At 50.0% G+C, this 20986-nt stretch carries 21 protein-coding genes; 15 read left to right on the top strand and 6 right to left on the bottom strand.

Features of this window, described 5'->3' with window-relative positions; all coding sequences use genetic code 11:
- Window positions 1–2: 2 nt before the first annotated feature.
- Window positions 3–821: a mechanosensitive ion channel family protein gene (locus H6X83_RS08400; protein ID WP_212506050.1), complete on the top strand. Its 819-nt coding sequence runs from the start codon at window positions 3–5 to the stop codon at window positions 819–821.
- A 63-nt stretch (window positions 822–884) separates the two neighbouring features.
- On the opposite strand, the gene H6X83_RS08395 is transcribed toward H6X83_RS08400, so the two are convergent.
- A complete protein-coding gene (locus H6X83_RS08395) occupies window positions 885–1682 on the bottom strand; it encodes a biotin--[acetyl-CoA-carboxylase] ligase (protein ID WP_212506049.1) in 798 nt (265 codons plus the stop codon).
- A gap of 203 nt (window positions 1683–1885) precedes the next feature.
- Here H6X83_RS08395 and H6X83_RS08390 point away from each other — a divergent pair, with 203 nt between their 5' ends.
- The 7 genes from H6X83_RS08390 (at window position 1886) to H6X83_RS08360 (ending at window position 8205) form a co-directional block, all read left to right on the top strand.
- Complete coding sequence (locus H6X83_RS08390; protein WP_212506048.1) at window positions 1886–2095, top strand: DUF951 domain-containing protein; 210 nt, start codon at window positions 1886–1888, stop codon at window positions 2093–2095.
- Window positions 2096–2146: 51 nt separating this feature from the next.
- Entirely contained in the window at window positions 2147–3232 is a 1086-nt protein-coding gene (gene prfA, locus H6X83_RS08385) for a peptide chain release factor 1 (RefSeq protein ID WP_212506047.1), read from the top strand.
- A 13-nt stretch (window positions 3233–3245) separates the two neighbouring features.
- Window positions 3246–4265 carry an L-threonylcarbamoyladenylate synthase gene (locus tag H6X83_RS08380; protein ID WP_212506046.1) on the top strand — a complete coding sequence of 340 codons (1020 nt, stop codon included), beginning with the start codon at window positions 3246–3248 and terminating at the stop codon, window positions 4263–4265.
- Window positions 4258–4860: a dephospho-CoA kinase gene (gene coaE, locus H6X83_RS08375; RefSeq protein WP_212506045.1), complete on the top strand. Its 603-nt coding sequence runs from the start codon at window positions 4258–4260 to the stop codon at window positions 4858–4860. Before H6X83_RS08380 ends, coaE begins: the two co-directional genes overlap by 8 nt.
- Complete coding sequence (locus H6X83_RS08370) at window positions 4857–5513, top strand: lytic transglycosylase domain-containing protein (protein ID WP_212506044.1); 657 nt, start codon at window positions 4857–4859, stop codon at window positions 5511–5513. Before coaE ends, H6X83_RS08370 begins: the two co-directional genes overlap by 4 nt.
- A 14-nt stretch (window positions 5514–5527) precedes the next feature.
- Window positions 5528–6940, top strand: a complete 1413-nt coding sequence (locus tag H6X83_RS08365) for an aminopeptidase (RefSeq protein ID WP_212506043.1) — start codon at window positions 5528–5530, stop codon at window positions 6938–6940.
- A gap of 80 nt (window positions 6941–7020) precedes the next feature.
- On the top strand, window positions 7021–8205 hold the full coding sequence (locus H6X83_RS08360; protein WP_212506042.1) for an iron-containing alcohol dehydrogenase: 1185 nt from the start codon (window positions 7021–7023) through the stop codon (window positions 8203–8205).
- 54 nt (window positions 8206–8259) lie between these two features.
- On the opposite strand, the gene H6X83_RS08355 is transcribed toward H6X83_RS08360, so the two are convergent.
- Window positions 8260–8655, bottom strand: a complete 396-nt coding sequence (locus tag H6X83_RS08355; protein WP_212506041.1) for an RrF2 family transcriptional regulator — start codon at window positions 8653–8655, stop codon at window positions 8260–8262.
- Window positions 8652–9089 (bottom strand): RrF2 family transcriptional regulator, encoded by a 438-nt coding sequence (locus H6X83_RS08350; protein WP_212506040.1) that lies wholly within the window; start codon window positions 9087–9089, stop codon window positions 8652–8654. Before H6X83_RS08350 ends, H6X83_RS08355 begins: the two co-directional genes overlap by 4 nt.
- A 274-nt stretch (window positions 9090–9363) precedes the next feature.
- On the opposite strand from H6X83_RS08350, the gene H6X83_RS08345 reads away from it, so the two are divergent.
- From H6X83_RS08345 to H6X83_RS08330, 4 genes are all read left to right on the top strand, one after another.
- Window positions 9364–10044: a response regulator transcription factor gene (locus tag H6X83_RS08345; RefSeq protein WP_212506039.1), complete on the top strand. Its 681-nt coding sequence runs from the start codon at window positions 9364–9366 to the stop codon at window positions 10042–10044.
- Window positions 10031–11611: a sensor histidine kinase gene (locus tag H6X83_RS08340; protein WP_246419105.1), complete on the top strand. Its 1581-nt coding sequence runs from the start codon at window positions 10031–10033 to the stop codon at window positions 11609–11611. Before H6X83_RS08345 ends, H6X83_RS08340 begins: the two co-directional genes overlap by 14 nt.
- Complete coding sequence (locus H6X83_RS08335; RefSeq protein ID WP_212506038.1) at window positions 11608–12567, top strand: NAD(P)H-dependent glycerol-3-phosphate dehydrogenase; 960 nt, start codon at window positions 11608–11610, stop codon at window positions 12565–12567. Before H6X83_RS08340 ends, H6X83_RS08335 begins: the two co-directional genes overlap by 4 nt.
- A gap of 90 nt (window positions 12568–12657) precedes the next feature.
- Window positions 12658–13491 carry an Mrp/NBP35 family ATP-binding protein gene (locus H6X83_RS08330; RefSeq protein WP_212506037.1) on the top strand — a complete coding sequence of 278 codons (834 nt, stop codon included), beginning with the start codon at window positions 12658–12660 and terminating at the stop codon, window positions 13489–13491.
- 58 nt (window positions 13492–13549) lie between these two features.
- On the opposite strand, the gene H6X83_RS08325 is transcribed toward H6X83_RS08330, so the two are convergent.
- A complete protein-coding gene (locus H6X83_RS08325; RefSeq protein WP_212506036.1) occupies window positions 13550–14965 on the bottom strand; it encodes a YcxB family protein in 1416 nt (471 codons plus the stop codon).
- A 227-nt stretch (window positions 14966–15192) separates the two neighbouring features.
- Here H6X83_RS08325 and H6X83_RS08320 point away from each other — a divergent pair, with 227 nt between their 5' ends.
- Complete coding sequence (locus tag H6X83_RS08320) at window positions 15193–15393, top strand: DUF6774 domain-containing protein (protein ID WP_212506035.1); 201 nt, start codon at window positions 15193–15195, stop codon at window positions 15391–15393.
- A gap of 110 nt (window positions 15394–15503) precedes the next feature.
- Here H6X83_RS08320 and H6X83_RS08315 read toward each other — a convergent pair whose 3' ends face one another.
- Complete coding sequence (locus H6X83_RS08315) at window positions 15504–17324, bottom strand: ArnT family glycosyltransferase (protein ID WP_212506034.1); 1821 nt, start codon at window positions 17322–17324, stop codon at window positions 15504–15506.
- Window positions 17325–17338: 14 nt separating this feature from the next.
- Window positions 17339–18901, bottom strand: coding sequence for an NAD(P)/FAD-dependent oxidoreductase (locus H6X83_RS08310; RefSeq protein WP_212506033.1), 1563 nt, complete (start codon window positions 18899–18901; stop codon window positions 17339–17341).
- A 275-nt stretch (window positions 18902–19176) separates the two neighbouring features.
- Here H6X83_RS08310 and ylxM point away from each other — a divergent pair, with 275 nt between their 5' ends.
- Together ylxM and ffh are read left to right on the top strand one after the other, a co-directional pair.
- Window positions 19177–19545 carry a YlxM family DNA-binding protein gene (gene ylxM / locus H6X83_RS08305; protein WP_212506032.1) on the top strand — a complete coding sequence of 123 codons (369 nt, stop codon included), beginning with the start codon at window positions 19177–19179 and terminating at the stop codon, window positions 19543–19545.
- An 18-nt stretch (window positions 19546–19563) separates the two neighbouring features.
- A complete protein-coding gene (gene ffh, locus H6X83_RS08300; RefSeq protein ID WP_212506031.1) occupies window positions 19564–20922 on the top strand; it encodes a signal recognition particle protein in 1359 nt (452 codons plus the stop codon).
- Window positions 20923–20986 lie beyond the last annotated feature (64 nt).

Here is a 20986-nt window from a genome sequence, read left to right as displayed (position 1 = left end):
TAATGGACTTTACACAAACATGGGCGAAGTTTTCAAGCGGAATGAGTGATTTTTTACCGAAATTAATTGAAGCAGTTTTGGTAATTGTGATTGGCTGGCTGTTGAGCCGCGTGGGGCAGCGCTTTTGCAAAAAAGCACTGGTGAAAGCCAATCGGGATGCGGGAGTGGTTTCTTTCCTTTCTTCCGCCACTTCCATCCTGATTAAAATCGTTGCAATTATTATGGCACTGTCATCTCTTGGCCTCAATACCAGCGTTATTGTGGGCGGTTTCAGCGCGGTTGGGCTTGGCATCAGTCTGGCACTAAAAAATAATATGGCGAATGTTGCGTGCGGCATTCAGATGCTTTTTACAAAGCCGTTCCGTGTTGGAGATTACATTGCCACAGAGGGCGTCGAGGGTACTGTGGAGCGTGTGGAACTGATGTTTACCACGCTGCATACCTTTGACAATAAAGAAGTGGTTTTCCCGAATTCCCGCCTTGCAGACAGCATTATTACGAATTATACGGCATTGGAAAAACGTCGGCTCGACTTGGAATTTAACATTGACTATAGTGATGACTTGAAAAATGCAAAAGCACTGCTTCAACGCTTGGCGGGGGAGAATAGCAAGGTGCTGGCAGAGCCGGCACCATTGGTCGCGGTAAAAGCGCATGGTGACAGCGCGGTTGTGCTGACTATGCGTATGTGGTGCAAAACAGAAGAATATTGGGACTTGTACTTTGAGATGCAGGAAACAGTAAAGCTTGCCTTTGACGCAAATGGCTTTCATACCCCATTTCCGCAGATTGATGTACACAATAAAACTGAAATTGCCTGACAGCACAAAAGCGCAAAAGAGCTTTCGTTACACACTTATGTGGCGGAAGTCCTTTTGCGCTTTTTATACCTTTTCCCCGTAAATTCCCTGTACAACTACTTCACCGGAACCGACTGCGACTGTGGAGTTATCCGGCAGTACCACAAGGAGCTCTCCATCGGGTGTAATGCCGCGGGCTTGCCCGATAAAAGTTTGTCGGTTTTGTGTAAAGCTTACCTGCTTGTCAAGGGAAATACACAAATCCGTGTATGCCTGCGGCAGTATTCCCACTTCCAGCAGCGGTTCAAATTTTTCCAGAACCTGCTGCAGTACGGTACAGCGGCTCTGCGGTTTTCCGGTTTCCAAAAGCAGGGACGTGGCGCGGTATGCAAGTTCTTCCGGGAAAGCAGTGTTGTTTACATTAATACCGATTCCCACGGCAGCCCAGCTGACTCTGCCGTTTTCAAATCCGGCTTCTGCGAGGATTCCGCAGATCTTTTTGCTGTCCACAACAATGTCGTTGGGCCACTTGATGCGTGCATCCACACAAAAAAGTTCCCGTAGAGCAGTACAGACAGCAAGCCCCGCAAGCAGGGTGATGTTCGTCAGCGGCTCCGGCAGATGCTTCCCGCGCAGAAGAACTGTAAAGTAAAGCCCGCCGGTGGGGGGGCTGTCCCACACACGGCCAAGGCGGCCTTTGCCGCCGGTTTGGCGTTCAGCAGTGACAGTAGAGCCGTCCGGCGCACCGCTTTCAGCAAGTTTTTTCACTTCTGTGTTTGTTGAATCGGTAACAGAAAGGCAGTCGATTTTTTGGCCGAGAACCCTTGTTGAAAGGCCGTGAAGTATTTCCTGCGGGGTCAGCGCAGACTGCTGCTGTATCATATGGAACACTCCTTTGCAAATTAGTGCTACGGGATAAGTCAGGTAGCAAAGCCAAGCTTTCTGCTGTTAATATTACACAGGAAGGAAATAAAGTGCAAGTTTTGTGCCGAAAAGAAGGAGAAATTCATAAAAAGGATATTGTTTCCGCCGCAGAGGAATGCTATACTTATAACATATGTGCACATGCGAAAGGAGCGGTGAGGATGGATGTTCGTCCCGGTGATTTGCTGCTGATGAAAAAACCGCACCCGTGCGGGTGCGGTACGTTTTTGGTTTTGCGTGCAGGTATGGATTTTAAAATCCGCTGTACCTCCTGCGGCAGAGAAATTATGCTGCCACGGCGAAAATGCGAAAAGAACATCCGCCGAATCACACATCCAGCGCCAGAAGCGGGTGAAAAGCAGAATACCTGACGCATTCCATTCCCAGTTTGGAGCACTGCCCCGAAAGGAGTTATTCCATTTATGTTTGAAAATCTTGCAGCCTTTGAAAGACGGTTTGAAGAACTGAATGTGCGTCTTTGCGACCCGGCAGTTACTGCAAATCAAAGTCTGTATACAGAATTGATGAAAGAATACAGTGGACTGGAACCGCTTGTGGTACACTATCGCAGTTTCCAAAAAGCGGAAGCAGACCGCGCGGAAGCGCAGGAACTGCTTGCAGACAACAGCAGCCGCGACTTGCACGAGCTTGCAGCGCAGCAGCTCAAGGAAGCAGAGCAGGAACTTGCGCACCTGACCGAAGAAATCAAGATCCTACTTTTACCGAAAGACCCGAACGATGACAAGAATGTGATTGTTGAGATTCGCGGCGGCGCAGGCGGTGAGGAAGCCGCATTGTTTTCCGCAGTGCTGTACCGCATGTACTCCATGTACGCACAGAATCGTGGCTGGAACACAGAAATCTTGAATGTTAATGAGACGGAACTTGGCGGGTACAAGGAAATCAGTTTCATGGTTTCCGGACAGGGCGCGTGGTCCCGCCTGAAATACGAAAGCGGTGTTCACCGTGTGCAGCGTGTTCCGGAAACAGAGGCGCAGGGGCGTATCCACACTTCCACAGCGACGGTAGCAGTGCTGCCGGAAGCAGACGAAGTGGAACTGCAGATAGACCCGAAAGATCTGCAGATTGACACATTCCGTTCCAGCGGTGCGGGTGGTCAGCACATTAACAAGACCAGCTCTGCTATTCGCATTACGCATCTGCCAAGTGGCATGGTAGTAGAGTGTCAGGACGAACGAAGCCAGTACAAAAACAAAGATAAGGCCATGCGCGTTCTGCGCAGCCGGCTGCTTGATATTGAGCAGCGCAAGCATGATGATGCAATCGCTTCCGAGCGCCGAAGTCAGGTTGGCACCGGTGACCGCAGTGAACGTATTCGCACTTACAACTATCCACAGAGCCGTGTAACGGATCATCGCATCGGCCTGACGATTTACAGGCTGGAGGATATTCTCAACGGTTCATTGGATGAAGTAATCGACCCGCTGATTTCAGCTGACCGCTCCAGTCAGCTGGAAGATTCTGTACAAGGCGGGCAGGAAGCATAAAGGAGGAAGATCTATGCAGACAGAATCCCTGCAGGCAAATGATGAGGGCTTTGCGCGCGCCGCGCAAATATTACGCAGCGGCGGCTTGGTTGGTATTCCTACGGAAACTGTTTACGGACTTGCCGCAAACGCACTGGACGGTGCCGCTGCCGCAAAAATTTTTGCGGCGAAAGGACGCCCGGCAGACAACCCACTGATTGTCCATATTTCAAAGTTTGAGCAGATTTATGATTTGGTTGCGGAAGTGCCGGATTCGGCGAAAAAGCTGGCAAAGGCTTTTTGGCCGGGGCCTATGACCATGATTTTACCGAAGGCTCCGTGTATTCCAAATGAGGTAAGTGCCGGCCTGCCTACAGTGGCAATCCGCTTTCCGTCACATCCGGCAGCACAGCGGATTATTACGGAAAGCGGTCTGCCGCTTGCGGCACCTTCTGCAAATACATCCGGCAGGCCCAGCCCGACTACTGCACAGCATGTACTGCATGACCTGAGCGGTAAGATTGATGCGGTGCTGGACGGTGGTCCCTGCGGAGTCGGTGTGGAAAGTACGGTAATTACGCTGGCAACCAATCCACCGCGCCTGCTTCGTCCCGGTGGAATCACCCTGGAACAGTTGCGTGCGGTTCTGGGTACCGTCGAAATGGACGACGCGGTACTGCACCCGCTGAAAGAGGGTGTACGTGCGGTTTCACCGGGCATGAAATACAAACATTACTCCCCGAAGGCAAATGTCATTATTTTGAAGGGAAACGACGCACAGTACGCGGCATATGTCAATGCACATGCTGAGCCGGGCGTTATGGCGCTTTGCTACAACGGCGATGATGAAAAGCTGCAGGTCCCGGCAATCTGCTACGGCGGCAGTACAGACGACGACGCGATGGCGCGGGAACTGTTCGATGCACTGCGTGAGTTTGATGAACACGGTGCCAGTACGGTTTATGCACGCTGCCCGGAGCCAAAAGGAGTGGGGCTTGCTGTTTACAACCGCCTGATGCGTGCAGCCGGATTTGAGGTGCTTTCCCTTGCATAGCAGGATAATCGGCCTGACCGGGCCTACCGGCGCTGGAAAGTCCACATGGTCGGCGGCATTTCGTACGCTTGGCTGTGCGGTCATTGACTGCGACAAGCTGGCGCGGAAAGTGGTTGAGGATCCTGCCGTACAAAAGGCGCTGCAGATGGAATTTGGTGGGGATATCCTAAAAAACGGTGTGCTGGACCGGCGTCTGCTGGCAAGCCGCGCTTTTGCGGATAAACAGTCTGTGCAGCGGCTGAATGCGGTTACACATCCGGCAATTCTGGAACAGATTACTCATGAAATTACGGAGTATGAGCAGCGGGGAATCGGCATTATTATCATTGATGCACCACAGCTGTTTGAGGGCGGCCTTGAAAAAATGTGCACTTTGGTTGCCGCTGTACTGGCACCGCAGCAGATCAGGCTGAAACGAATTATGCAGCGTGACAAAATCAGTGAGGAAGAAGCGTGGCTGCGTATGGCATCTCAGTATGGAGATGACTATTTTAAAGAGCATGCAGACTGCATATTGGACGGTTCACTTCTGCCGCAGGAAGTACCCCAACATGCCCAAAAGCAGCTGCAGGCTTGGCTGGGAGAGAGTATATGAGCAGAGTTTCCGACAGCGCACGGACAAGAGTGCACCGCATGATTGCTATTCGCAACCGTACATTGATCGTGATGGCAGTTGTGGTTATATTTGCATTGATTGCGTATGTCTGTACACTGTCCATGCAGAAGTCAAGCCAGCAGCTGGAGTATGCTTCTTATCCGCGCACCTATTCTGAATACGTTGAACTGGAAGCAAAGGAATTTCATGTTGAACCGGCTTTGGTTTACGCAGTCATCAAGCAGGAAAGCGGCTTTGACCCGAAGTGTGTGTCGCAGGCGGGGGCGGTTGGCCTGATGCAGATTATGCCGGATACTTTTTCCTGGATGCTTTCCACAATGGATAAAAGCGATAAAAAGCAGTATACAACAGATGATTTGTATGACCCGAAGGTGAACATTCGCTTTGGCTGCAAATATCTTGCTACTTTAGAAAAACTGTTTCCAAATCAGAGCACCACTCTTGCGGCTTATAATGCCGGTATGGGAAACGTCAGCGGCTGGCTGAAAAATAAAAATTATTCTGCTGACGGAAAAACACTCAAACAGATTCCTTTTTCTGAAACGCGGGCATATGCGAAAAAAGTTATGGATAACTACGCACAATATAAGAAATTATATTATACACACAATTCGTCATCAGTGACGAAATGAATGGAGGACTACAAATGGCTAAAAAAAATGATAAACCAGATGCAAAGGAGCTTGCAGAGAAATTGTTAGTGAACCGTAAAAACGGTTTTTTCTCTGTCAGCGATTCCAAAATTAAAAAGGCGGATGCTTTCTGCGAGGGTTACAAGGATTTTCTTGAAAATTCCAAAACAGAGCGTGAAGCGGTTACCACTGCGGTTAAAATTGCAGAAGATGCAGGTTTTGTACCCTTTGATGCAGACAAAAAATACAAAGCAGGGGACAAAGTCTACTACAACAACCGTTCTAAGTCTTTGATTCTGGCAGTTATCGGTACAGAGGGCTGCAAAGAGGGCGTTCATATCGCTGCTGCGCACATTGATTGCCCACGTTTGGACTTGAAGCCGCATCCGTTGTTTGAGCAGAACGACCTTGCCCAGCTGAAAACGCACTACTACGGCGGTATTAAAAAATATCAGTGGACAACCATTCCGCTGTCCATGCACGGCCGCATCTGCCGCAAGGACGGCACCAATATTGACCTGCGTCTTGGCGAAGAGCCGGGCGACCCGCTGTTCACCATCAGCGACCTGCTGCCACACCTTTCCAGTGAGCAGTCCAAAAAAACGGCTGACAAGGCAATTGAGGGTGAAAAACTGAATGTTCTGGTTGGCAGCCGCCCGGTTCGCGACGAAGACGGTGAGCGCCTGTTTAAGCTGAATGTAATGAAGCTGCTCAACGAACAGTACGGCATTACAGAGGAAGATTTTGTTTCCGCTGATATTGCGTTTACACCCGCATTTCATCCCTGTGACATTGGTTTTGACCGTGCGCTGGTTGGTGCCTACGGTCAGGATGACCGCTCCTGCGCCTATGCAGAGCTGATGGCAGCTGTTAAAACCAAAACACCGAAGCGCACCGCGATTACGGTCCTTGCTGACCGCGAAGAAATCGGCAGTGTTGGCAACACAGGTTTGGATTCTAACTATCTGCATGACTTCATTGAAGACCTTGCAGACGCAGAAGGTCTGAAAGTTCGCCATGTGCTGGCAAAGTCCCGTTGCCTGTCTGCGGACGTCACAGCGGCGTTTGACCCGAATTACCCGGATGCATATGAGGCAAACAACTCCACTTATCTTAACAATGGTGTTGGTATGTCCAAGTATACCGGTGCACGCGGCAAGTATGACACCAGCGATGCCTGTGCAGAATTTGTTTCCGAGATTCGCCGTCTGTTTGACGAGAACGAGGTCCTCTGGCAGATTGGCGAGCTTGGCAAAATCGACGCAGGCGGCGGCGGAACGGTTGCTATGTATATTGCCGGCATGAATGTTGACGTTGTCGATGTTGGTGTGCCGGTGCTGTCCATGCATGCACCGTTTGAAGTTACCAGCAAACTGGATGAATATATGACGTATCAGGCCATGAAAGTGTTCTTTGAAGCCGAATAAATAGAGAAGCGGGCATCCGGTCTGCGGAAAGTGTATGCCGGAGCGCCCGCTCTTTGTGTTGAAGGAGAGGTATTGGGCAAATGCAGAGTTTTGAATATAAATGTCCTACAGAGGTCGTATTTGGAAAAGATGCCGAACTGAAGACAGCCGAAAAAATCAAAAAGTATGGCGGCAGCCGCGTGCTGGTGCTTTACGGCGGCGGCAGTGCCAAACGCAGCGGCTTGATTGACCGGATTGAAACGGTTTTGCAGCAGGCGGGAATCGCGGCGGAAATCATGGGCGGTGTGCATCCGAATCCCCGCCTGTCGTTTGCCAGAGAAGCTGAAAAACGCGCAGAGTTGTTTGGCGCGGACTTTGTACTGGCAGTCGGCGGCGGCAGCGTCATTGATACTGCCAAGGCAGTTGCCATTGGCCTTGCACATCCGGGAAAGGATATCTGGGATTTCTGGACGCGTAAAGAAGCAGTGACCGGCGCTTATCCGGTCGGCGTGGTTCTGACAATTCCGGCGGCGGGCAGCGAAACCAGCGACTCCGCTGTTTTAACTGATGAGGAAACGAAGCGCAAACGCGGTTTGAACACGGACTTCAACCGCCCCCAATTTGCGGTGCTCAACCCGGAGCTTACATACACGCTGCCGAGTTTTCAGCTTTCCTGCGGCATTACGGATATGCTGATGCATACGCTTGACCGTTACTTCACCATTGACCGCAACAATCAGCTGACAGATGAAATTGCAGAAGCAGTGATGCGCGTAATTGTCCGCAACGGCCGCGTGGCACACTGCGACCAAACAAATTATGATGCCATGAGTGAGCTGATGTGGAGCGGCAGTGTTTCCCACAACAACTTGACCGGCCTTGGCAATGAAAAAGATTTTTCAGTCCATCAGCTTGGACATGAGCTCAGCGCTATGTTTGACGTTGCTCACGGTGCCAGCCTTTCTGCTGTGTGGGATTCCTGGGCAAATTACGTAATGTCCAGTGCGCCGGAGCGTTTTGCACGCTATGCGGAAAAAGTTTGGGGCGTTTGGAACGGCGAAACAGAGGAAAAAGCGAAAGCGGGCATTATGCTGACGGTACGCTTTTTCCGTTCCCTCGGCATGCCGACCTGTTTCTCTGAACTGCAGGGAGTTGGTATTCAGTCTGACGAAGTGCTCAAACAGCTTGCCTCCAACTGTATGTACGGCGGTGAACGTACAGTTGGCACGTTCTGCAAGCTGGATATTCCGGCAGCTTATGAAATTTATAAAAACGCCAATTACTAAAATATAACAAAACGGTCTGCGCAGACTTTCTCAGTCGCGCAGACCGTTTTGCTTTTACTTGCGGTTTGCTGCCAAATCCTGCAGAGACATACTGCGCAGAATTTTTTCAACCTTTCCGTCAATGACGTTCCAAACGTGGTCCGTTAAATACTGGCGGATAGGCGGCATGGAAGTTTCCGGTTCCGTTACGGAAAGACTGCCTTCCAGCGCACGCAGAACTTCATAAACGCTGACTTGGTCAGCGTGCCGGGTCAGGCGGTAACCGCCTTGTGCACCGGTTACGCCTATGACCAAATCAGCACGCTTCATCTGGGAAAAAATACTTTCCAGATAGTTCAGCGAAAGGGACTCTTTCTGGGCAATCGTGGAGAGGGAGACCAACTCATCATCATTTCGAATGAGTGCCAGCATGGCGCGCAGGCCATACCGGCCTTTCGTGGAAATTTTCATTCTTTCTGTGCCTCGCTTTCTGCCAGAAAGCCGCTGCGCAGATCTTCCATCGTCATGCTGTCCAGCGTACTGGAAATTGCGTTTGTCACTTCAATCCACAGTGGACGTGTCGGGCAGACAGCCAACCTCTTGGTGGCGCACTGCTGCGGATCTTCAACGCAGCTTACTGGGGAAATCGCTCCGTCAATTGCACGTACGATCATGCCGGCGGTAATTTCCTGCAGTGGCTTGGCAGCAACAAAACCACCTCGGCTGCCGCGAATGGTGGAAGTGATGCCGGCCTTTTTCAGCAGAAAAAAGATCTGTTCCAGATAGGCCATGGAGATGCCGGTTTTCTCTGCGATTTCTTTTATTGGAACAGGCCTGTCCTGCCCATATGCGGCTATGTAAAGCATTCCCTCTAAAGCGTAGCGGCTGCGTGTGGATAATTTCATCCGGCTCCTTCTTTCTGATTTTCCGGCTGCGGTGCAGGCTGCCGGAAACATTACTAAATTTATTTACTATAACTATACCGTATTTTGCGGCGGGGTGCAAGCGTTTTGCTTTTCATCTTATGATGAAAAACTTTTCACGGGCTGTTCACATGGATAGATTATGTTTAATTCAGAAATGATAATCCCTACACTGACAGGATTTGCAGGTCGCCTAAGGGTGCGCTATAATAAAGTAATGATTGGGAGAATAACTGCTTTTTGAGGAGGAATTCAGATGTATCGTATTTTAGTGGTTGATGATGAGGAAAAGATTCGCCTGCTGATACGCAAGTATGCGGAGTTTGAGGGCTACGCAGTTGTGGAGGCCGGGGATGGTATGGAAGCGGTACAGACCTGCCGCGACCACCCGCGGGATTTCGACCTGATCGTTATGGATGTTATGATGCCGGAACTGGACGGTTTCTCTGCTGTGAAAGAAATCCGCAAAGTCTGTGATTCACCGGTACTGATGCTTTCTGCCCGCGGTGAGGAATACGATAAAATCCACGGCTTTGAACTTGGCATTGACGACTATGTTGTAAAACCGTTTTCACCAAAGGAACTGATGATGCGTGTGGGTGCTATCATTAAGCGCGCAAAGTCCGGCAGCGGTCCGCAGAAAGAGGTCGTTTCTTTCGAGGGACTGACGATTGATTTTACCGGCCGCATTGTAACACTGGACGGGGAAAAAGCTGAACTTTCGCCGAAAGAATATGACCTTTTGTTCTATATGGTCAGCAACCGTAATATCGCTTTGACGCGTGAGCAGCTGATCACCAATGTGTGGGGCTACGACTTTTATGGGGATGACCGTACACTGGATACGCACATTAAGCTGCTGAGAAGGAGTCTTGGCCCCTACGCAAAATTCATTGTGACACTCAGGGGAGTGGGGTACCGTTTTGAAGCAGAATGAGCCGCTGGCGGCACAGAGCAAACCGGTGCCGGCTTCGCCGGAACAAAGGCCGCCGCGTGGACCGCACCGTGTTTCTGTAAATCATCTGTTTGAATCATGGAAAAACGTCAGCATCAAGTGGCGCATATTTGGTTCCTTTGCGGCTTTTGCCGCAGTGGTACTGGTGGTGCTCTGGCTGTTTCAAACGGTTTTTTTTGATCAGTTTTATGAGCAGACGAAGCGAAACGAACTTAGCGAGGCTGCGGAAACGATTCAGCAGAATCTTTACAGCCCGAATTTAAGTGATATGATTGAGAACACCGCCCGCAGCGGACAAATTTATGCGGTCGGGATCCGTGCGGATGGCCAAATTATTTTTAACAATGATTTTTCGCCGAACCGTTTTTCGGTTTTAATTGGCCAGCACTTAATGGAGGTGCTGCAAAAGACCGTGGCGGAGGGTGGCAAACATTATGAAATCATAGATAGTAAGGGCGGCGGTAAAGATAGTTCCAACCGTGCGCAGGTGTACGCAACGGTGAAGCAGGACGGCAGTGGGAACGAATACATGATTTTCCTTTACACGCTTCTGACCCCGATGGATGCGACCATTCGCACTATCCGCACACAAATTATTTGGTTGACACTGATTCTGCTGGGGGTAGGTGCGCTGTTGGCGCTGTACCTTTCTCACCATATCAGTTCCCCGATTATCCGGATTACGGAAACCGCCAAGGAACTTGCAACCGGCGATTATGATGTTTCATTTGATGAAAATGCATACCATGAGATCTCACAGCTGGCGCATACGCTGAACTATGCGGCACGGGAATTGGGCAAGGTCGAACATCTTCAGCGAGATTTAGTGGCAAATATCAGCCACGACCTGCGTACACCGCTTACCATGATTTCCGGCTATGCAGAAATCATGCGCGACCTGCCCGGCGAAAACACGCCGGAAAATGTGCAGATCATCATAGATGAAGCGAATCGGCTGACTTCTTTGGTCAATGATACGCTTGACCTGAGCAAATTGCAGTCCGGTACGCAAAAGATTGAGAAAACGGAATTTGATTTGACAGACAACATTCGCAGTATTCTGCATCGTTACGATAAAATGACCGACTGTGTGCTGACCTTTCAAGCGGATGAGGATGTCGTTGTTTACGCGGACGAGCTGAAAATTTCGCAGGTTGTATATAATCTCATTAACAACGCAATTACTTACACCGGCAGCGACCACAGGGTGATGCTGCGGCAGGTAGTTGACGGTTCTCAGGTAAAAATAGAAGTGACCGACACCGGTGAGGGTATTCCGGAAGAAAAACTGCAGGATATTTGGAAACGCTATTACAAAGTCGACAAGGAACATAAGCGCGCGCAGATTGGCACGGGCTTGGGTCTGTCGATTGTCAAAACTATTTTGGATATGCACGACGGTGCTTACGGTGTGCGCAGTGCAATGGGAAAGGGAAGCACATTCTGGTTTTCCCTGACAATCAAGCAGCAGCTGCCGAACGTTGGGCCGTCAGCATTGCCGGAACAGAGCGCGGGCAGCAGAAAAGCAGAGGAGGAGAACACAAATTGAAGGTTACAGTATGTGGATGCGGCCGCTGGGGCAGCTTTCTTGCGTGGTATGCGGCACAGCAGTGCAGCCATACGGTCACACTTTACGGTCGGGAAAATTCGACACACTTTCAGCAGCTGGTGCAGACACACAGTAATGAGCTGATTACGTTTCCGGATACGGTGCAATTCAGCAGCAACCTGCGCGGTGCGGTGCAGTCGGCAGAAGTGATTGTTATTTCGGTGGGAGCGCAGAGCCTGCGTAGCTTTTTGCAGGAGCTTACTGCAGCAGAATGTGCCGGAAAAACGTTTGTGCTCTGCATGAAAGGTATTGAAGCCACCACCGGTCTGCGACTGACACAGGTAGTGCGGGAATTTCTGCCGGATGTGGCTTTGGCGGTGTGGGTCGGGCCAGGCCACGTGCAGGATTTTCTGCAGGGAATCCCAAACTGTATGGTCATTGACAGTGATTCCATGGAAGTGAAGCGGCGCGTCGTAAAAATTTTTGAAAGTCCGCTGATTCGCTTTTACTTTGGGGATGACTTACTGGGCAACGAAGTGGGCGCGGCAGCAAAGAACGTAATCGGTATTGCCGCCGGTATGCTGGATGGTTTAAATAAAACTGCCCTGAAAGGTGCTTTGATGAGCCGTGGTACGCGCGAAATTGGCCGCCTGATTCAGGCAATGGGTGGCAGAGAAATCACCGCTTACGGCCTTGCACACCTTGGCGACTATGAGGCGACTGTTTTCAGCCGGTACAGCCACAACCGCAAGTTCGGTGAAGACTTTGTGCAGAATGTGCATTATGAAAAATTGGCAGAGGGTGTGCCGACCGTGACTGCTTTGCTGCAGCTGGGGGAACGCTATGCAGTAGAACTGCCTATCTGCAAAGCAGTGGATTCAGTCATTAACGGCGGGCAGGAGCCAAACCGTGTTCTCAGCGGTTTGTTTCTGCGCTCCATTAAGATGGAGTTTTAACTTGACCAATCTGCTTATATTTGACAAAAACCGGATTCTTCTTTATGATAGGTAATTGTGCATTGGAAGTATAATACAGGAGTGATTACAATGAGCGAATGTACGCATGACTGCAGCAGCTGTGGGGAAAACTGCGGCGAGCGCAAAGACCCGCAGAGCCTTTTGAAGGAGCCAAACCCCAAAAGCAGTATTAAAAAAGTAATTGGGGTTGTCAGCGGTAAGGGCGGCGTTGGGAAAAGCTTGGTAACTGCCATGATGGCAGTCCTGCTGAACCGCCGTGGCTACCACACCGGCGTTCTGGATGCAGATATTACTGGCCCGTCTATTCCGAAAGCGTTTGGCATTCACGGCCGCGCACTGATGCAGGACAAGTGCATTCTGCCCTGTAAAAGTGGAAAAGGCATCGACGTGATGAGTGTCAACCTGATGCTGGAAAATGAAACCGACCCTGTTGTTTGGCGCGGACCGATTATCGCTAATATGGTTACACAGTTCTGGACCGATGTACTTTGGCAGAACGTTGATTTTCTGTTTGTAGACATGCCTCCGGGAACCGGCGATGTACCGCTGACGGTGTTTCAGTCCATTCCGCTGGACGGCATTCTTGTGGTGACCTCACCGCAGGAGCTGGTTTCGATGATTGTTTCCAAGGCGGTTACAATGGCCGGCATGATGAACGTACCGATTCTCGGTGTCATTGAAAACATGAGTTATGTGCAGTGCCCGGACTGCGGAAAGAAGATTTATGTTTTCGGTGAAAGCCATTTGGATGAAGTCGTTAAAAAATACAATCTGAATGTTTTGGCACGTGGTCCTCTTGACCCACAGATCGCCTCTAAAATTGACAGCGGCAGTGCGGAGCAGGTGGAAGCGCCGTGGCTCGACGCAGCTGCGGATACCGTTGAAAAGCTGCTGAAAAATTAAATTTGCGTAAAAAATACCGCTGCCTTCCAACACGGAAGCAGCGGCATTTTTTGTGGACTCAGCGGGTTTTATAGCCCGGACATTTTTCTTTCAGCAGCTTGCGCAGGTCGTCTTCCGTACCTTTGGTAAAGGAATGTTTGTTGACGATGTAAACATGGTTTGCGCCAAGGTAAAGGTAGAAGTAACGTTCCACTTCATAAACGTGAATAATCTGCACATAGGGGTAAACGCCGGAGAAAACACCGGAAACACGGAAATCTTCTTCCCGGAACTGATAATGTATTTTGCGGCTCTTCATTTTGCGGAAACTGCCTTCCTCGTTTTGGAACACTTTGCGGGGAATCAACAGCGGGCGCAGAATACAGAATACTGCGCACACTGCGGCAATTACTTTGATCAGCGGTGTAGAAACCGCCACCGCCGCTACAATACAGAGAATGGCAGCAATCAACATGGAAATCCAGGTTCCCTTGCGGTTCAGCAGCAAATCGACCCAGCTGAAACGCTTCAGTGTCTTTTTAACACACTTCGTTGTGTTTTCAATCAATGCTTCCGGCTCCGCAGGCGGCAGCCCTTTTGCGCGGGCTTCCGCTTCAATTTCATCCTGGTGTTTGCGGTAGTCAGTAATGCGTTCCAGAAGCAGTGCTTTCCGCTTGTTTTCCCGCGAGCGGCGGAAACGGCCGGTAAGGTAGACTGCAAGAACGATGGCCACAATGAGGAACAGCGGAGAAATCATCAGGAGAATGGTTTTTGTGGAACTGGAAGAATCCTCTACAGGCTTATCTGTAAATTTAGTGACCTGCAGGCTGTCTACCAGTGCCTTCAGGCTTGCAGTCTGCACAGCGGTGAGGTTTGCGTTTTCTTTATAAGTTTCAAATGTATAGCCACAGCCATTAATAACAGTGAAGTATGCGACTTCTTTTACACTTTTACCTTCAATCGTGCCTTTCATTTCCATATAAATGAAAGGCAGTTTCGCACTGCTTGTGTAACGTTTTGCAGTGCTCGCTATGGCAGAAGAATCATCCGTTAAAGAGGATTGGGGCTTGCTGATTTCGTCCATAAGGGACTTTATGTCAGCATCAGACATGGTGGTCATATTGTAATATTTTTGCGTTGTAGAACTGTTTTTCTGACCAAGATTGATGGTGTACTGCTTTTGCGGCGCACAGACCATGAGCACGGTGCTTTGATCCTGCATGGTTTTCTTTTGTGAAATCCAGTTGTCAATGCCGGCTTTTGCAAGATTTTCGTCACTGACGTCTGTGTCCTGCGTAAAGGCATACAGCCCTTTGGGAATGGTCATTTTGAGGTAGGTGTTTTTCAGCTCAAACGGAGTTCCCTCTGCAGCAGAGGCAGAGCTGCCTGCTGCTTGGGAGGAAACAGCTGGGGAGGATGAGGCGGATACAGGCACAGTAAAGGCTGCTCCCGCGCAGAGCAGCAGAGCAACCAATGCTGCCGGTAATTTTTTCATATTTTTGAACGCTCCTTTACATATGGCAGAAAGCCGCAGGTGACATAGCTGTATTATAACACAGCGCGAAAGCGGATACAATTCTGCTGTATGGCAGAAAACCACAAAAACAGAAAATTTACAAATTCGGAATTGTCCGTTTCTGCGTGCTTTTTGCCGGTAAGTGACCAAACAGCAGCAATTTGCATATACTGAAAAGGCAATTTGGCGGCAAGGGGGAAGTTAGAATGAATCCATGTTCACTGACAGTTGGGGTTTCAGCATTTGCTGCGGTGATTTCCGAGAAATTGAGTGATGAAGAATTGGCGGTAGCAGCAGCCGCTTTCGTACAACTGGGGGATTCGCTTGCAACGATTGCGGCACAGCGGGCGTGTATTTGTGCAAAAGCGTCTTCAAAACCAGCAGCAGTCGAAGTTCTGCCGGACTGAAATATGGTGTGGTTGGCATAAAAAGGGCACACATCTGTAATGAAGTGTATGCCCTGTTTTTGTAGTATTCTTTTTACTAGAGCAAGAATCCTTCGTTATACGGCAGCGGGTTACTGAGCGGGAAAAGCGCCTGCAAGCAGGTAAACCACCGTACTGAAAAAGCAGAAGACTGTGCAGAGCAGGGAAAGCGCCCATGTAATTATCTTTCTGCCGCGTGTAGGAACCAGGCGGGTGCGCTCCAGCACAGAGCCGACTCCTGCCGCACCAATAAGCACGGTCGGAATAATGTAGCGAAAACTTTGTGTACAGGCATATGGCTGTGAGAAGCAGAACCAAACGTAGAAGCCAAGAAAAGTGATATACAGCACGGCAAAGAAAAGTACCATAATGCGTGTTTTGCGCGGCTCCAGTTTGTATGGCTCCATTCGAACTGTATAGGACAGAAATTCTTCGTCATTTCGATGCAGATACTTTTTCTGCCGCAACAGTGTGGTTTCGCTGCCGCGCACCGCAAATACAACGGTTACTGCCATACAAACCAATGAGGCGGCCATCAGCAGCAAGTTGCTCCAAAACAGTGTTTGCGCGCAGAACAGGCCTGCTCCTTCTGTAAAGAGCTTTGCTTCATCAAATAGAGAAGTCTTTAGCATGGCAAACAAAAGGTTGTACTCAAAAACATGGTTTTGCCAATCCCAATTTTCAAATACGGAAAGATGTTGCCAATCAATGCCAAAGAAGCGCTGTGAAATACTAAATCCGCCGATATACTGTGGATTGTCCGGCGTCAGGGCAGTCAAAGCACCCACCGGCACACCGAAGCGCAGCTTGCAGTAAACAGTCCACCACAGGCCGAGCGGTGCGCAAACCGCCAGAAATGCACCGAATTGCTGCCAGAGCGCTTTGCGCTCTGTTTTTGTTTTCAGCAGCTTTATAAGGAAAACGACTGCCACCGCTGGGGCAACTAAAACACCGGAGGATTTGGACATCATGGCGAGCCCGATGCAGGCAGCTAGCAGAAGAATGTTTTTTAGAGTGGGATTCTGGTACCAGCGGATGGCGTACAGAATCGCAGCCAGAGAAAGCAGAATGCACAGCATATCATTGTTGATGCTGCCTGCAAGCAGGATCAGGGATGGGTGGAAGCAGAGAATAGCAAAGCAAGCGGTCAGCGCACTGCCGTCAAAGTGCAGCGCACGCAGAATCCGATAACAGACAAGGACGGCTGCGCAGGAGTAGAACAGCGTCAGGAACTGGACATTTTCAATCGCCACAGCGGTGTCTGTTCCAAACAGCATTTGCAGCTTTACCCACAAAGCACTGAGGAAATAGTGCAGTGGGGGATGGTAAAATTCCCAGACAGAGGTGGGGTCAAAGTCCGGCAGAGCAAAGTTGTGGTTCACAAAATACAGAATATAGGCCTGATGCCCCAAAGATTGATTGACCGGGTAAACGTCATGCTGCCGTGTCAGGTAGGAAGTATAAAGGATGTATACCGCACGGAGCACCAGTGCAGCCGCCCCCAGCAGCATGCAGGCGCGGCGGGCAGTCAGCCGGTGAGAAATCTGCAGCCAGATGCCAATGCCGGCTAATGTGAGCAGTACAAGCAGTGCAAGCATTTCCAGCTGATATTGACTGCTGCAGTAAATGAAAAACAAGCAGCCTGCGCAGACAGCGATACAAATGCAAATCAGAACCTGTATGGAGTCAAAATGCAGATTTTCAGTGACTTGTTTCTTTTTGGCGGGCTGCCGCCAGAGATACAAACAGATGCAGCCGCTAACAAGCAGGGCTGCCAAACAGCCGTTTGTGCGGGCATCCAGCACATTGTTCGTATTGCCCTGCGGAAATAGAATATAGAGCAGCAGGCAGCCGAGTATCAGGAGAAGATAGGGGTGCAACAGGCACCTTTCCCATTTTTCACGTTCATGCATGAGGAACAACTCCTTTACTGCTCAGTTTTCTTTTCTTCCTGATAATCCTTTTCTGTATTGACGTTCCAAATAGCTTCCTTATCGGTGCTGCCGGTAAGAATGCTGTCAGCTGCAAGGAAAGCGGTCATCATGGAGTGGTCCATGTTGTTGTAGCGGTGCTGACCGTTGCGGCCAATGCAGAACAGATTTTCAAATTGATTCAGATATGCGGTAAGTTCGTCCATTTGGGCGTAGGTGTCAAAGTAAGCCGGATAGGCTTTCTTTACACGCTCACGGTGAGAATCCAGAACATCGCCTGGGGAGGAGAGGATACCCATACGTACCAGCTCTCCCGCAGCAAATGCGGTGCACTGCTGGTCGGTCATGTTCCAAAAGCTGTCGCCCTCTGTGCAGAAATATTCTAAACCAATCCAAACGGTTTCATCCGGTTTGGCAACCATATAAGGTGACCAGTTGTTAAAAATCTGCAGTCGGCCAAGACGCACGTTGGTGTCCTGAATGTAGATCCAGCAGTCCGGCACAATGTTGCCGAGTGTGCGGATTTCGGTTTCGTTTTTCAGGTTTAGTTTTTTAACAAGCAGACCAACTGTAACAAAATCACGGTACGGCAGACCCGCTGCAATTTTGGCAATGTTTTCGGGAACCTGCGGCATTCCGCCAACAAGGTCTTTAATTGGCATGGAGGACAGGAAGTAATCGCCACGGATTTCTTCGGCGCCATTTTCAGTCTGTACGGTAACGGAAGTGATGCGGCTGCCACTTGTGTGAATCTGCTTGACGCAGCAGCCTTTGCGCAGAACACCGCCCATCGCGGAAATTTCCGCTGTGGTTTCCTCCCAAAGCTGACCGGGGCCAAATTTCGGGTACTGGAACTGTTCAATCAGGGAAGTTTCGGTCTTATCATTTTTTCGGCCGGTGGCCTTTTTCAGCATATCTTTCAGCACGGCGGAGACAGACAGCCCCTTTACACGCTGGGAGCCCCAGTCAGCGGAAATGTCGCGGGGATGGCGTCCCCAGAGTTTTTCGGTGTAACCTTCAAAAAACATGCCGTAAAGTGTTTTGCCAAACCGGTTAATATAGAAATTTTCCAAGCTGGTTTCCGGCAGCTTCCGTACACAGGAGGCAAGGTAGCTGCAGCCTGCCTTTGCAGTGGAGGCAAGTCCAAGATTGCGGAAGGTCTGCAGTTTCATGGTAATGGGATAGTCAAAAAATTTCCGGTTGTAGTAGATACGGGAAACGCGCCTGCGCGTCAGCATGACGCGGTTCTCGGTTTCTGGGTTTGGGCCGCCTTTTGACACAGGACTGATGCGGCCAAGCACCTTGTCGTCGTAGGGCAGGGAACCCTGCGCAGGCATACGCTGTGCCCACCAGCGATTGACACGTTCTTCTTTGGAAAAGAACCGGTGGCCGCCGATGTCCATCCGGTTACCATGCCAGCGCACGGTACGGGAGATGCCGCCAACTTCTTCGCTTTCCTCCAAAATCGTTACTGCGCAGTCTTTGCCGGCACGGGAGAGCAGTTCGTGTGCAGCCGTAAGTCCAGCGGGGCCGGCACCAATGATAATGACTTGCTTCATAAAGGCCTCCTGATTATTCAAAAAGTTTTATGCTTTGCATAGATTAAATAGTTTTCAATTTGTATTATACTGGAAAAGCAGTAGTTTGTACAGTGAAAGTCTTGTGAAAAGCAGGCGTACCAAGTGTATAGCTGCGGACTGTGCAGTTTTCTGTTTGTTCTTAGGAAAGAAAAACGAAATCCAGACGGCAGCGGCTTGACAAAGGACAAAAGATGCGGTATAATCATACTTGCTTGTAAAGCAAAGCACTTTACAGGAAATGGAGGCAGCGGGTTTTGGCAAAGGATTTTGAAATTTCTCTGTTATTGGATTACTATGGTTCCATGCTTACGGAAAAACAGCGAGATGTCATTTCATGTTATTATAATGATGATCTTTCCCTTTCGGAAATTGCCCAGAATGAAGGCATTACCCGGCAGGGTGTGCGCGACGCGATTAAACGCGGAGAAACACAGTTGAAAGAAATGGAAGAAAATCTCGGCCTGCTGCAGAAATCCAAAGCACGTGCTGCTGCATTTTCGCAGATTCGCCAGTATGCGGAGCATATCCGCGACTACAACAGCCGCTTTGTTTATGACAAGTCCATTACGGAACAGATTGAGAACCTGCTGAAGATTCTTAACAAACTGGAATCGGCAGATTGACTTTAAAGGAGGCGCGCAATGGCATTTGAAAGCCTTTCAGACAAACTTTCCGCTGCTTTCAAGCGGCTGAAAAGCAAGGGCAAGCTGACGGAAGATGATGTGAAGACTGCAATGCGTGAGGTGCGTCTTGCGCTGCTGGAAGCGGATGTAAACTACAAAGTTGCAAAAGAGTTTACCAAGAAAATCAGCGATCGGGCCATTGGCAGCGAGGTCATGGAAAGCCTGACTCCCGGTCAGATGGTTGTTAAAATCGTCAATGAGGAACTTACTGAGCTGATGGGCGGCGGAGAAGCCCGCCTGAAAATGCCTTCTTCCGGACCGTGTATCGTGATGCTCTGCGGCCTGCAGGGCGCCGGCAAAACGACCCATGCTGCAAAGCTGGGCCGCCTGCTGAAAAAGCAGGGGCACCGCCCGATGCTTGTGGCGTGCGATGTGTACCGTCCGGCAGCTGTTAAGCAGCTGCAGATTATTGGCGAGCAGGCGGGGGTGCCTGTCTTTGAAGAAGGGCAGGGCAATCCGATTCAGATCAGCAAAGATGCAGTTCGGCATGCCAGGGATTATGGCAATGATATTGTGCTGATTGATACCGCCGGCCGTCTGCAGATTGATGACAAGCTGATGGATGAGCTGAAAAACATCAAAGAAGCGGTGCAGCCGAGCGAAATCCTGTTGGTTGTGGACAGCATGACCGGTCAGGAAGCGGTGAATGTTTCTAAGATTTTTGATGAAAAGTTGGAAATCACCGGTGTAATCCTGACAAAACTGGATGGCGACACCCGCGGCGGTGCGGCATTGTCTGTTAAGGCGGTTACCGGCAAGCCGATTAAATATGCCGGTATCGGTGAGAAACTGGATGATATTGAAGTTTTTCATCCGGATCGCATGGCGTCCCGTATCCTTGGTATGGGTGATGTGCTGACGCTGATTGAGGATGCACAGACCAAGCTGGACGAAAAGGAAGCCGAAAAGACCGCCAAGCGCATGCTGCAGAACAAGCTTGATTTTAACGACTTGCTTGCACAGTTCGATCAAATCAAAAAGATGGGGCCAATGCGCGGTATCCTTGAAAAAATTGGTATGGACACCCGCAAACTGAGTGATGACCAGCTGAATGACCGGTTGGTCGACCGCCAGAAAGCCATTATCCTTTCTATGACTTCGGAAGAACGCGAAAAGCCTGCAACAATCAATCCTTCCCGCAAACGCCGCATAGCGGCCGGCAGTGGTACCAAGGTCGAGGATGTGAACAAACTGCTCAAATCGATGGAGCAGATGCAGAAAATGATGAAGATGATGAAGGGAAAAAAGGGCAAGCGCCGCTTTATGCCGCCAATGGGCGGCATGCCCGGTGGTATGCCTGGCGGAATGCCGTTTTAATTTTTGATAATTCACGGAGGCGGCGGCTGCAGGCCGGGCGCTCCTGATTTATACATTTTATAAT

Origin of the sequence: Caproicibacterium amylolyticum (assembly GCF_014467055.1) — a bacterium.
GTDB lineage: Bacteria > Bacillota > Clostridia > Oscillospirales > Acutalibacteraceae > Caproicibacterium > Caproicibacterium amylolyticum.
The sequence above is the reverse complement of the archived record's forward strand: the minus strand, read 5'-3'. Positions and strand labels throughout refer to the sequence as shown.